Here is a 13,547-nt window from a genome sequence, read left to right on the forward strand (position 1 = left end):
CATACTCCGCGAGAAATCTTGATTTTAAGATTCCTCATCCCGATAAATCGGGATTCGGAATGACATTGTTTATTTGTTTCATTGCCGGGGTAATATTATATGAAAAAATGCCACTAATCCAGCCGTTTTTTAGAGCGACTGATGGCGCCGGTAAAAACGATTGTCCCCAGTATGGTCAGCGCAAGGTATTGCGGCCAGAGCACATCAAATCCAACTCCTTTAAGGAAAATATCCCTAATGATTACCAGAAAAAATCTCAGCGGATTAAAATACGTAAGCCATTGCACAATTTCGGGCATGTTGGCGATGGGGAATATAAAACCGCTGAGCATGAAAAACGGCAAAACGAAAAAGAAGGCCGTCATCATGGCCTGCTGTTTGGTTGCCGCTATGGTTGATATAAAAAGTCCGATACCCATAGTGCTTAGCATAAAGAGGCAGGTGGCGATAAAAAGCAACAGGAGGCTTCCTTTAAAAGGTATTTCAAACCAGTAAACGGCAACCGCGGTAACGGCAAAAAGTTGAAAAAGAGATAAAAGAATGTAAGGAATTGTTTTACCGATGATAAATTCATACGATTTTAAAGGCGTGACAATAAGTTGCTCCATTGTACCGTCCTCTTTTTCCCTGATTATGGCGATGGATGTCAGGATAAAAGAGGTAAGCATAACCAGAAAAGCGACAATCCCTGGAACAAAGAAGTATCGGCTATTGAGGTTGGGATTGTACCATGTTCTGATGCGCGCATCCACCTTACCGTAACTCATGTTCATCGGATAAAGTTCACGCAAAGTTTCGCGGTTAAATCTATCCAAAATTGACGCTGTGTATGCCACTCTCATGGAAGCCATGTTGCTCATCGAACCGTCAACAAGGATCTGAACAGGGGCTGTTTGTCCCTTTCTGATAATGGAGGCAAAATCTTCATCTATTTTTATACCCATATCTACCTTTCCCCTAAGCAGTAGTTCCGTCATCTGACGTTCATCAGTTGTGTTATATGTGATATGGAAAATATTGCTTCCGGTAAAGTTATCAAGAAGCCTGCGACTTTCATGTGTTTTCGAATAATCCAGGACAGCCATCTGAATATTGCTGATATCGTAATTGACAACATAACCGAAAATCAGCATTTGAATAAAGGGAAAAATAAACATCAAAGCGCGATTCCGCCTGTCGCTGAGAAGCTGAATGAATTCCTTGCGTACCAGTTCTTTGATTCGAAGCCAGCTCATAGACCTTCCTTCTTCAACAAACGGAAATTAAAAATACTTAGCATGACAAACATAACCAGCAGAACCAGCATGCTCGGCCATAGATAAGCAAGGCCGAGATTGCGCAGATAGATACCCGATAAAATATCAATGAAATATCTTGCCGGAACTATCAGCGTTATATATTGAATAACTGTTGGCATGTTTATTATCGGAAAAACAAAATTGGAAAGAAGCAGCGACGGTAGATAAGTCGTCAGAATAGCAATCTGATTGGCCATCAATTGCGATTTGGTAAGGATGGAAATCAGCAAGCCCAGCGATAAGGCAACTCCCAGGTAAAGCGAAGCGGAAATTATCATCAACCAGAAATTTCCTTTCATCACTATGCCGAAAAGCAATTGTCCCAGCAAAATTGCTATTAAAACATCCGCCAGCCCGATAAAAAAATAGGGAATAGCTTTACCCAAAAGCAATTCGGCAGCCCTAACCGGCATGGACTTGATGGTTTCCATCGTGCCATTTTCGTATTCACGGGCGATAACCAGCGAAGTAAGAATAGCGCCAACAATCATAATAATGACGGCGATGATCCCCGGAATAATAAAATTGCGGCTCTCCAGATCTTCATTAAACCAGATACGTATGCGTCCGTCGACGGGTTGATTTAATTTGTCGCGCCCCTCCCTGTTGAGAAAATCTACCAGGATTTGCTGATTGTACTGTTTGATGAAGGAGGTAATATAACCGCGGATTATGTTTCCCGAAGTGGGATCGCTGGCATCAATAATAACCTGTAGTTGAATTTCCCGGTCAGCCGTGATGCTCTTCATAAAATCGGCTGGAATAACTATTACCACTTTTGCCTTATCATGATCGAGATAATCAACGGCATCTCTTGTCCGGGGAAGGTTTTCCGTGACATTAAAATAGGTTGACGCATCCAGCTTGCGAATAAAATCACGGCTGAGTTCGGTCCTGTCATGATCGACGAATACCGTTCCCACATTGTCTACATCAAGGCTCAGTGCATAACCAAACAAAATAATCAGTATCAGCGGAATAGCAAATGCCAGATACAGACTGCGGTAATCGCGAATCAGGTGATAGAATTCCTTGCGGACAATAGCTTTGAGTCTGATGAATCTCAATTGCTGTCCCTCGTCATCAATTTTATGAAAGCGTCATTCAGATCGGCATCCGGCTTATCCGGACAGGCGTTGTTGATAATCTCCGCCGGAGTTCCAGAAGCCACAATACGGCCTTCGTTAATCATCACGATTCTTTCACAGAAACGCGCTTCATCCATGTAGTGTGTGGTAACAAAAACGGTCATTCCAGCTGCGGCAAGCTGCTTGATGAAATTCCAGAAATGACCTCTGGTGACAGGATCAACTCCCGACGTAGGTTCATCCAGAAACAAAATGTCCGGTTTATGCAGGAGCGAACATCCCAAAGCCAGTCGTTGACGCCAGCCCTGAGGCAAATCTTTGGTTTTGCGGTTGCGCACGTCCTGCAGTTGCGCCATATTCAAAACCCAGTCGATGCGCTCCGTCCACTGCTTCCGGGGAACATTGTATATCCCCAGGTAAAATCGCAGATTCTCAAAGGGAGTCAAATCTTCATAAAGTGAGAATTTCTGCGACATGTAACCGATTGACTGTTTGATTTCTTCCGCTTCTTTTATTATGTCGTGCCCGGCTACTATTCCGCCGCCGGATGTGGGTGTAATTATGCCGCAAAGCATACGGATTGTTGTGGATTTGCCGGAGCCATTCGCACCCAGAAATCCAAATATCTCTCCTTTTTTTACTGAAAAAGTGATTCTGTTGACGGCAACAAACTGGCCGAATTTTTTCTCCAGATTATTGACAGTTATGGAATCAGAGCCGGAATGAGTCATTGGCAATATCCTTATCCACTTCGATGATGCGTGCAATTATTGATTGTTCCAGATCGGCATATTGTCCGCGCATTTTTGCCGGTGTCTCCGACGCCAGAATAACAGAACTGTGCATCAGCATCAGCCGGTCGCATTTTTCTCCTTCATCGAGGTAGGCCGTGGAGACAAGAATGGTCATGCCTTCTTCTTTCATACCGCCCAATATTTCCCAGAATTCATGACGTGATACCGGATCGACACCATTGGTCGGCTCGTCCAGTATCAACAGTTGCGGTTCATGCACCAGTACGCAGGCAAGTCCCAGTTTCTGTTTCATTCCTCCGGAGAGATTGCCGGCCAGCCTGTTTGTAAAAGGAAGAAGGTTGGAAAATCCCAAATATTTTTCTCGGCGGGTTTTTCTCTGATTGCGTGGCACATCAAAAACATCCATGAAAAATTGCATGTTCTCATCGACGGTAAGGTCCTGATAGAGACCAAAACGCTGAGGCATGTAACCGATAATGTTTTTGATTCTTTGTTTCTGGGTTACCACATCGAGACCGTTTACCATAATTTCGCCTTGCGTTGGTTCGATCATGGTGGCAATCAGCCTCAGGAGAGTTGATTTGCCCGCACCATCGGAGCCAACCAAACCGAAAATATTGCCTCTTTCAACATTAAAAGAAACGTCCTTAACTGCTTCAATATCATCAAAGCGTTTGGTAATGTTTTTGACTTCCACGATGTGGGAGGAATTTTCCAGGGAAGCGGCCATCGGGAACTCCTCTATTGCCGCAACCAGGCATCAGCCGGCATTCCTGCTTTGAGTTCAAAGTTAGGATTCTCAATGGACACCTTGACTAGATAAACCAGCTTTACGCGCTCTTTTTTCGTCTGGATTATTTTGGGAGTAAATTCTCCTTCCGGAGAAATAAAAGAAACTGTTCCGGTGTAAGTTTTACCGGGGAAAGTATCTATTTTTACATCTACCTTCTGACCAGGTCTGACTTTACCTATTTCTGTTTCATCTATAAATATTTTTAAATCAACACGGGAAAGATCGGAAATGGTAATGACTTCCCTGCCGGAATTTACGGTTTCGCCCGGTTCAATATTGCGGCTGGTTATTACGCCATCCATGGGCGATTTTAATTGTGTGTAAGCCAACTGAATGGATGCTTGACTTAATGATGCGTTCACCGAATTAATTTGCGCCGTGGCGACCTCGATATCTTGTTTGACGGCATCTATTTTGGTCAAATTACCCTGCGCAAGGTTCAGGACCGATTCACTTTCAGCTAATCGCGACTGGGCAACTTCATACGTAAGTTTCATACCATCGCGTTCTTTTTCTGTAATCACGCCCTTGCTGAACAAATCTTCGAAACGCTTGTAATTTTTTTCCGCATCCCTGAGCGTGTCCCGGGTGCTTTGCACATTCGCCTTGGCTCTGGCAACCTCGGATGGAAGAGTTTTTCTGCTGATCTCCAGCATTGTCTCCAGTTGTTTCTTTGTTTTTTGAGCTCGGTCCAGATTCGCTTTGGCCTGCTCATAACGTGATTCAAATTCCTCGCGATCAAGTTCAGCAATAATCTGGTCCTTTGTAACAGACTGACCTTCCTGAACATTGACTTTAACAACACGACCCGGAACCTGGAAGGATAAATTCGCCTGTGTTGTCTCTATTGTACCGGAATAATAAAGTCCCTTTTCACGATTATTTTTCTGGCCGAAATAAACAAGCAGCCCAACGGTCACAAAGAGAATTATAAAAACAATAATTATTATTCTTTTTTTCAACGTTCAAACCTCCCGTTTATGTTTTCATCTATAGCATTGAGCACTCATACAAACGCAGGTAGAATTAACTATTACCAGTTGTTCATCGCTTTATAGCCTTTAGCACCAGCTTAGCCACTTCCTCTCCTAAACTACCTTCTAATTTTTTATCACGGGCTTTAATCTCGGCAGGCAACCATGACTGTCTTTCTTTAATTGGCTGAGCCTTTTTATAAAAAAGAATTGTCCCCACGATCATCATATGGATGAGGAATGGTGATACTTCCATAAATATTTTTCTTTTTAGACCTTCGTCCACAATACCAAAAAGAATAGTCAGTACCGCAACTATATCTTCAGTGACAACACGAGGCAGATGAGCGCCGTCCGCAGCTATTTCCCGCATCATAATCGGCGGCCATTCCGGGTTTTTATCTATGGCATCAGCAATGTACATTATATAGGTTTTAAGTTTTTCTTCCGGATGATCAACTTTGGCCACGGACGCAGCAATATTCTGGGCAGTGTTACCCAGAACCTGATGGATTACATTGGCGTAAAGAGTATCTTTGTCACCAATCTGGTAATAGAGCGTCGCTTTATTCACACCGGCTCGCCTGGCAATTTCATCGACATGCGCCCCGTTATAACCATTTTCTGCAAACACAGCCCGTGCCGCTTTTAAAATCTTATCTGCAGTTTTACCCGTTTTTTTTATGTCAATTACCTTTTTAATCAAACGTTTCACCAATGCTCGTTGTCATTCCGTCTTCGTAAAAATCCTCAGAGGCAAGGCGCGCTAACCCTGAGACGTGAGGTGTATTTTTACATACATCGCAATAAGCCTGCCCCGGCGAAGGCCGAGAAAGGATGACGCGCAATCCCGATTTGATCGGGACATTATGAGTTTTTTACGAAGCCGGCATTTAACCGTACGGTTTAACCATACAGTTAAATATTATGAATTATATGTCAAGATTTTTTTATATTTACCCTTTATGAAGGCAGGACGACGAGACAACAATTTATGAGCTTTAAGTATGATTTATGCCGTTTCTAAAGATATTCCTTTAGAAACGGCAAATGAAGTTTCGGGTTATGAGGAATGCAAATTTATTAGGCAGGCAAAGTCTCTTGTATTACTTTGATTTTTCCTTTTTCAGCAGCTTTTGCATCTGTTTATCTTTTTCCTGCCACAACTTTTGCACCCATTTATGCATGGTGTCACGAAACGCCGGGTCTCCTTCATAATCACCCTGTAAAAGATGTTGAGGAATCTCTATTGTTCTCATACGCACAGTTATCCGCTTGACTTTGCCGCAGAGAAAATCGCCGAAACCCGGAATTCCATCCGGATAAACTATGGTAATATCCAACATAGAATTAAACTTCTCGCCCAGCACGTTTAACGCCAGTGCGAGTCCGCCTGATTTGGGGCGAAGGAGGAATTTATACTCGCTTTTCTGTTTATCGTGTTTTTCTTTGGTAAAGCGCGTTCCTTCCAGAAAATTCATCACGCTGGTAGGTATAGTAGCAAATTTTTCACAAGCTTTGCGCGTTGCTTCAAAATCCTTGCCTTGTTGTTCGGGGTGTTGTTTCAAATACTCTGAGCTGTGGCGATATAGGAAAGGATAATCCAGAGCCCACCAGGCAAAACCCATAAGAGGCACCTTGATAAGTTCTCTCTTAATAAAAAATTTAAGCAGTGGAATGCGTCGGTTCAGCAGGTGCTGCATTACCAGTATATCAACCCAGGATTGATGATTACTGACAACCAGATACCAGCCGTTATAATTCAAACCATCTACGCCCTGCACGTCCCACTGTGTTTTTTGAGTAAGCCACATCCAGCCGCTGTTGCCGGCAATCCAATTTTCTCCAATCCAATGAAGAATCCTGTTTATTATCCGAAGAAGCGGGGGCCAGGGCAAAAGGATTTTTGGAATGGAAAACACGAACAAGATAGTTACCCAAAACAAAATATTTACGAATAAAAGAAAACCCGCTATCACTCCCACAAGTTTTGAAGGCAGAAAATTCAGCATGATGATATTCCTAAGCTCCTAATTTATATTATATCGATCTTTCATAGTTGATATCGTTCGGCTATAAAGAAAATTCATAAACAAGTCAAGATAATTAGAGCAAACATTAATATGGCTTAATGTAAATAATTTTATTGATTTACCTGAATATAAACATAAATTCTCTCTTTATGTTGGTTTCTTAAATTCTTAAAGATCAGACGGTATAATATGTTCTGAAAGAAATAACTGGTCTAAACATAAGTTTTTTGTTATAAATTAATTAAGTAAAGGCTATTTTAACCATTCCTAAATAAAATTGGTTGTGTTCAAAACTGTTACAAATCAATTAATTCAGTTAAAAATCATGGCCCGGAAGGATTTAAAAGATTGAAGAAAAATCATTTACGCAATATTGCCATTATTTCCCACGTTGATCACGGCAAAACCACTCTACTTAACGCCATGCTGAAGCAGACTGGAGTGTTTCGGGTAAATCAGGCTGTCGAAGACCGCGTTATGGATTCGATGGATCTGGAAAAAGAACGCGGCATAACCATCACGGCGAAAAATACAGCGGTGGAGTATAACGGCGTAAAAATTAACATTGTCGATACACCCGGCCATGCCGATTTCGGTGGCGAAGTGGAACGCAGTCTCAATATGGTTGATGGAGCGATATTGCTTGTTGATGCCAGCGAAGGACCTCTGCCGCAAACCAGATTTGTTTTAAAAAAAGCTCTGGCACTGGGTCTGCCGATAATTTTAGTCATCAATAAAATTGATCGAAGTGACGCCCGCATTGACGAAGTTATCAATGAAACTTACGATCTCTTCATTGATTTAGGCGCGGAAGAAAATCAAATTGAATTTCCCATTCTCTATACCAATGCCAAAATCGGAGTCAGTCATAAAAAATTAGGTGATGACAGCGCCGACCTGCAACCTCTGCTTCAAACAATCATTGAACATATACCTTCTCCCCGGGGAAACGATGAAGCCATTACGCAGTTTCTGGTTACCAATCTGGATTATGATCCTTATGTGGGACAAATTGCTATAGGCCGTCTGCAAAGCGGCAAATTGGAAATGAATACCAATTACAGCCTTTGCACCGAAGATAAAATAATTCCAGGCGTCAAACTAACGGCCCTTTATACTTTTTATGGTCTGGCAAAAAAACCTGCCCAGTTCGTTGAGTCCGGCGACATTATCGCTTTATCGGGAGTTGAAAATGTCACCATCGGCGACACCATTTCATCTTTTATCGAACCACAGGCGCTTCCCCGTTTGCAGGTGGACGAACCAACGGTATCCATGATGTTTTACGTCAATGACAGTCCTTTTGGCGGGAAAGAAGGGAAATATCTGACCTCGCGCCACCTGCTGGAACGGCTGGAAAAAGAGGAGCTGAGAAATGTCGCCATTAAAATCAAAAAGCTGGATAGAACCGACGCATTTGAAGTTTGCGGACGCGGTGAACTGCAAATGGCGGTATTGATCGAAACCATGCGCCGCGAAGGCTACGAGCTGATGGTTTCGCGTCCCCAGGTAATTACCCGGCAGCAAAACGGCAAAACCTGTGAACCGGTGGAAAGACTCTTTCTGGATATCCCGGAGGAATTCGTGGGGAAAATTACCGAAAAGTTATCCATCAGAAAAGGACGCATGGAGAGTTTAGTCAACAAAGGATCCGGCAGAGTCAGCATGGAATTTTTAATTCCCTCCCGGGGATTAATCGGTTTTCGCAGTCAGTTTTTGACTGACACCAAAGGCGGTGGTGTAATGAATTCACTGCTCGAAGATTACGCGCCGTGGTTCGGCCCTATCCCGCAAAGAACGACAGGTGTCCTGGTTGCCGACCGTTCCGGCCGCGTTACACCTTATGCCAGCTATGCCATGGAAGACAGGGGCGAAATGATTGTGGAAATCGGAACGGAAGTTTACGCGGGAATGATTGTTGGAGAACGCAACCGCAGCAGTGACCTCAACGTAAATATTGTCAAAGAAAAGAAGCTGACAAACATGCGGGCATCCACATCCGACGCCACAATAATTTTAAGACCACCGCGTGTTTTTTCGCTGGATCAGGCCATCGAATTTATAGCTGAAGATGAGCTTGTGGAAGTAACTCCCAAAAACATCCGCCTGAGAAAAATGGAGTTGGACGCTACCAGGCGCCAAATGAAAAGTCGCAAAGAAGATTAAATCTAATTCAGCAACCTATCGTGACTGCTTTTTGCGTGCTGTGTCGTTATATATAAATAGAGGCTTTGTAAAAAGGCCAGAGGCAAGGCGCGCAAGTCATGAGGAGTGAGGCGTACTTTATGCGTACGCCGCAACGACGTCGTGACGCAGCGCAACGCAGTATATGGGTTTTTTACAAAGTCGATAATATATGATTAGTGAAATTGAGAAAAATTTTTACCGCATATCTTTACGTATGCCGTATCGCTTAAGACATGTGAACGCTTATCTGTTCGCACACGATAAGGAACTGGCACTTTTTGACACAGGATTAAATATGTCCGGTTCTTATGAAACACTCGAAAAAGATTTGAGCGATGCGGGCCTGGACATCAATAACATCAGACACGTTTTCTTGACTCATGTACATACCGATCATTGCGGTATAGCTGGTCTTCTGCAAAAAAATACAGGAGCGAAAATTTATCTTTCCAAGATCGCTTTTGACGAATATCAGCATTTTCGGCAACCGGATTCGGCAATAAAACAATTAAGAAATTTTTATTCGCGACGGGGTATGTCTCCCCAGCAGATTGATCTCGTCATCGAAGAATATAAATATATACGAAACATAATCACGGAATTTAACACCGATAGTTATTTACAGGACAAGGAATCACTCGAATTCGGCGACTGGAAATTTGAAGTTCTCTTTACTCCAGGACATGCCGCCGGACATGTTTGCTTTTTCTTCAGAGAAAAAGGTTTCCTGCTGGCCGGTGATCATGTTTTACCTTTTATAGCGCCGATTCTTAGCCCTGATATATTTGATGATAGTTTTCGTCCATTGGCGACTTATCTGGATTCGCTTAGCGATATTGAAAAATTGCCCATCTCCACTGTTTATCCGGGACACGGTAATTCTTTTGTTGATATAAACGAAAGATTGACAGACCTACGAGAACATCACCGAAAAAGAAAAAATGTTGTTCTTGGTCATGTGAACATACAACCCAAAACCACCTACGACATTTGCCATGAAATTATCAGTGCCACGCTTTCGGATTTCGATAAATTTTTAGCCTTGAACGAAACCCTCATTTATTTAAAGGAACTGAAAACCGAAGGCACCATCAACGAAAGCATCTCCAACAACGTTTTGGTTTACACCAAGGATTGAGGATAATTGTTGACAGATATTTAATAATGATTAATATACGCCGCCTGATTAAATGAGAATATTTAGGAATTTTTAAATTTGAGTAAGCAACTGCAAAAAGAAATCGACCGCCGCCGCACATTCGGCATCATCAGCCATCCTGACGCGGGCAAAACCACGCTCACGGAAAAGCTTTTGCTTTTTGGCGGAGCCATTCAAATGGCCGGAGCGGTCAAAGCACGCAAAGCTTCCAAGCACGCTTTGAGCGACTGGATGGCTATTGAGAAAGACCGCGGCATTTCCGTGACTTCGTCGGTCATGAAATTCGAATACGCGGACTGCGAAATAAATCTTCTGGACACGCCAGGCCATCAGGATTTTTCGGAAGACACTTACCGCGTGCTGACAGCAGTGGATAGCGCGCTCATGGTGATTGACGGCGCCAAAGGCGTGGAAACGCAAACCCAGAAACTTATGGAAGTCTGCCGCTTGCGTAACACTCCGATTATAACTTTTATCAACAAACTTGATCGCGATTGTCTGCCGCCACTGGACATTCTGGCGGATATCGAAGACAAACTGCAGATAGAATGCTCGCCGCTGTCCTGGCCTATAGGAATGGGCAAGCGTTTCAAAGGCGTTTACAATATGTACGATAAAAAACTGCATCTGTTCACGCCGGGGAAATCCAAACGTTCGGAAGGCGGAGTTGTCATCAATGATTTATCCGATCCGCTGCTTGATGAATTACTGGAGAGCCAGGCCTATGAACTGCGCGAAGAAGTCGCTCTTTTGGAAGGAGCGGCCAATCCATTTGATTTAAAAGAATATTTAAAAGCAGGCCAGACACCTGTTTTCTTCGGCAGTGCCATCAATAACTTCGGTGTCAAGGAATTGCTGGACGCCTTCGTGGAAATCGCTCCGCCGCCGGTCGCCCGTCCGACAACAACAAGAGAAGTATCTCCTGACGAAGATGACTTCTCCGGTTTCGTTTTTAAAATTCAGGCCAATATGGATCCGGCGCATCGCGACCGTATAGCCTTCATGCGAATTTGTTCGGGACAATTCCAGCGCGGCATGAAAGTCATTCATCACCGTATCGGCAAGGAAGTATCTCTCGCCAACGCCACAATTTTTATGGCGCAGGACCGCACCAATGTCGAAGAGGCATATCCCGGCGATATTATCGGCATCCACAATCACGGTACGATTAAAATCGGCGACACCTTCACACAGAAAGAACCGCTCAAGTTCACCGGCATTCCGCATTTCGCGCCGGAGCATTTCTGCCGTGTTCGGCTGAAAGACCCTCTGCGCATGAAGCATCTGCAGAAAGGATTGATTCAACTCTCCGAAGAAGGCGCCATTCAGGTTTTCAAACCTCTGTGGGGATCGGACAATATTCTGGGCGCGGTAGGCGCTCTGCAATTTGACGTGACGATGTCACGCCTTCAGGATGAATACAGCGTTTATGCTGATTATGAAAAAACTGATTACGCCGCCGCCCGCTGGGTTACCTGCGACGACGCCAAAATAATGGAAGATTTTCAGAAGAAAAATCAAACCAACCTCGCGCTCGATACTGAAGGAAATCTTGTCTATCTGGCGCTAAGCGAATGGCGCCTTTCGCACACCATGGAAGAGTGGCCGAAAGTTAAATTCCTCAAGACGATGGAAAAGAACTGATCTCTGTTTTATTTCGAATCAAAATCAATATTGAAATTATTATTCTAATCTGTATAATGCATTCCATTCTTTAAGCTATAAAGAATAATTACCACCTTGTAACAAATCCATTAAGTAGCAGTAAAAATATTTGGGAGGCTGAACATGAAAGTCAGAGGAATAGTTGCATCATTACTTATTAGTCTGATATTTGTCTTGATTTCCCTTGGAGGCTGCAGCGGAGGAGGAGACGAAGGCGCATCTGGTACTTCATCATCAAAAAAATGGACGCATCCGGCAAGCTTATCCGATAACATCAGCCCTGACGCACAGAATGCTGGATATCCTAGCGTAGCGATGGACAATAATGGTAATGCGATTATTGTCTGGCAGCAATCTGACGGTACCGGTTATGGCCTCAATACTCAGATATTCAAAAGTGAATATAGGAATGGCACATGGGCTAATCCTTCGAACCTTTCCGACAACATCAGCCCTGATGGCTCGCAGGTTCTTGCCCCAGAAGTGGCCATGGATAATAATGGAAATGCGATAATCGTTTGGATGCAGTATGATGGCGCCAATTATCAGGTTTTCAAAAGTGAATACAGAAATGGCTCTTGGACTCATCCGGCAAATCTAGCTGATAACATCAGTCCCGATGGACAGGATGCTGAATTCCCCCATATAGCAATGGATAACAACGGCAATGCCATTATCGTCTGGGACCAGAATGGTGGCACATTTAAGAGCGAGTACAGAAATGGCTCTTGGATTCATCCGGCAAACTTATCTGACCATATAAACCCTGCTGGTGGTGGAGCTTATAATACTGAAGTGGCAATGGATAATGACGGCAATGCTATTATTGTTTGGGAAGAATCTGACGGTTTTGATTCTCAAATATTCAAAAGCGAATACAGAAACGGTTCTTGGATTCACCCGTCTAGTTTAACCGATAATATAAGCCCCGACGGCAGTGATGCTAGAGTTTCTCATGTAGCAATGGATAATGACGGCAATGCGATAATCGTGTGGATGCAATATGACGGCCCCAATTATCAAATTTTTAAAAGTGAATATAGAAATGGCATTTGGACACACCCCTCTAGTTTAACTAACAATATAAGCCTCGACGGGACTGATGCTGAATACCCCAACCTAGCAATGGATGACAACGGCAACGCTATTATTGTATGGAATCAATCTGATGGTACCAATAGTCAGACATTCAAAAGCGAATATAGAAATGGTAGCTGGACTCACCCGTCAAGTTTAACCGACAATATAAGCCCCGATGGATATGATGTCTACCTATCGCCACATGTTTCTATGGATAACAACGGCAATGCTATTATCGTCTGGGATCAAAATGGCGGCACATTTAAAAGCGAGTACAGAAATGGTTCTTGGACTCATCCGGCAAATTTATCTGACCATATAAATCCTGGTGGTGGAGCTAACAATACAGAAGTGGCGATGGATAATAATGGTAACGCTATTATTGTGTGGTCTCAAGATGATGGCACCAATTATCAAATATTCAAAAGCGAATACCGCTGATTAGTATTAAAGTTTTCATCCGGGCAGGAGATGAAAATATCCTGCCTTTAATAAAAAAGTTTATGCTCCAAGAA

General features: G+C 43.3%; 11 protein-coding genes. 4 read left to right on the plus strand and 7 right to left on the minus strand.

What is annotated here, in order from left to right:
• Positions 1 to 113 precede the first annotated feature (113 nt).
• The 7 genes from CVU62_03345 to CVU62_03375 form a co-directional block, all read right to left on the minus strand.
• A complete protein-coding gene (locus CVU62_03345; GenBank protein PKN39241.1) occupies positions 114 to 1,235 on the minus strand; it encodes an ABC transporter permease in 1,122 nt (373 codons plus the stop codon).
• On the minus strand, positions 1,232 to 2,386 hold the full coding sequence (locus CVU62_03350; protein PKN39242.1) for a hypothetical protein: 1,155 nt from the start codon (positions 2,384 to 2,386) through the stop codon (positions 1,232 to 1,234). The genes CVU62_03345 and CVU62_03350 overlap by 4 nt, the downstream gene beginning before the upstream one ends.
• Positions 2,362 to 3,117 (minus strand): ABC transporter ATP-binding protein, encoded by a 756-nt coding sequence (locus tag CVU62_03355; protein ID PKN39243.1) that lies wholly within the window; start codon positions 3,115 to 3,117, stop codon positions 2,362 to 2,364. The genes CVU62_03350 and CVU62_03355 overlap by 25 nt, the downstream gene beginning before the upstream one ends.
• Positions 3,098 to 3,871, minus strand: a complete 774-nt coding sequence (locus CVU62_03360) for an ABC transporter ATP-binding protein (GenBank protein ID PKN39244.1) — start codon at positions 3,869 to 3,871, stop codon at positions 3,098 to 3,100. Before CVU62_03360 ends, CVU62_03355 begins: the two co-directional genes overlap by 20 nt.
• 11 nt (positions 3,872 to 3,882) lie before the next feature.
• Entirely contained in the window at positions 3,883 to 4,896 is a 1,014-nt protein-coding gene (locus CVU62_03365; GenBank protein ID PKN39245.1) for a hypothetical protein, read from the minus strand.
• Positions 4,897 to 4,978: 82 nt separating this feature from the next.
• A complete protein-coding gene (locus tag CVU62_03370; GenBank protein ID PKN39246.1) occupies positions 4,979 to 5,626 on the minus strand; it encodes a hypothetical protein in 648 nt (215 codons plus the stop codon).
• A gap of 388 nt (positions 5,627 to 6,014) precedes the next feature.
• The gene (locus CVU62_03375) at positions 6,015 to 6,920 is read right to left on the minus strand and encodes an acyltransferase (protein PKN39247.1); all 906 of its coding nucleotides are present in this window, start codon (positions 6,918 to 6,920) and stop codon (positions 6,015 to 6,017) included.
• Positions 6,921 to 7,289: 369 nt separating this feature from the next.
• Here CVU62_03375 and typA point away from each other — a divergent pair, with 369 nt between their 5' ends.
• From typA to CVU62_03395, 4 genes are all read left to right on the plus strand, one after another.
• Positions 7,290 to 9,107, plus strand: coding sequence for a translational GTPase TypA (gene typA / locus CVU62_03380; protein PKN39248.1), 1,818 nt, complete (start codon positions 7,290 to 7,292; stop codon positions 9,105 to 9,107).
• Positions 9,108 to 9,297: 190 nt separating this feature from the next.
• On the plus strand, positions 9,298 to 10,266 hold the full coding sequence (locus CVU62_03385) for a hypothetical protein (GenBank protein PKN39249.1): 969 nt from the start codon (positions 9,298 to 9,300) through the stop codon (positions 10,264 to 10,266).
• A gap of 78 nt (positions 10,267 to 10,344) precedes the next feature.
• Positions 10,345 to 11,931, plus strand: coding sequence for a peptide chain release factor 3 (locus CVU62_03390; protein PKN39250.1), 1,587 nt, complete (start codon positions 10,345 to 10,347; stop codon positions 11,929 to 11,931).
• A 144-nt stretch (positions 11,932 to 12,075) separates the two neighbouring features.
• Positions 12,076 to 13,473, plus strand: coding sequence for a hypothetical protein (locus tag CVU62_03395; protein ID PKN39251.1), 1,398 nt, complete (start codon positions 12,076 to 12,078; stop codon positions 13,471 to 13,473).
• The last annotated feature ends 74 nt before the right edge of the window (positions 13,474 to 13,547 follow it).

This window comes from Deltaproteobacteria bacterium HGW-Deltaproteobacteria-2, from assembly GCA_002840505.1.
Classification (GTDB): Bacteria; Desulfobacterota; Syntrophia; order Syntrophales; family Smithellaceae; genus Smithella.

Excerpts from the sequence above, each read along its gene's own strand:
- CVU62_03345 (PKN39241.1), bottom strand. The coding sequence starts at position 1,235 with ATGAGCTGGCTTCGAATCAAAGAACTGGTACGCAAGGAATTCATTCAG.
- CVU62_03355 (PKN39243.1), bottom strand. The coding sequence starts at position 3,117 with ATGACTCATTCCGGCTCTGATTCCATAACTGTCAATAATCTGGAGAAA.
- CVU62_03360 (PKN39244.1), bottom strand. The coding sequence starts at position 3,871 with ATGGCCGCTTCCCTGGAAAATTCCTCCCACATCGTGGAAGTCAAAAAC.
- CVU62_03375 (PKN39247.1), bottom strand. The coding sequence starts at position 6,920 with ATGCTGAATTTTCTGCCTTCAAAACTTGTGGGAGTGATAGCGGGTTTT.
- CVU62_03385 (PKN39249.1), top strand. The coding sequence starts at position 9,298 with ATGATTAGTGAAATTGAGAAAAATTTTTACCGCATATCTTTACGTATG.
- CVU62_03395 (PKN39251.1), top strand. The coding sequence starts at position 12,076 with ATGAAAGTCAGAGGAATAGTTGCATCATTACTTATTAGTCTGATATTT.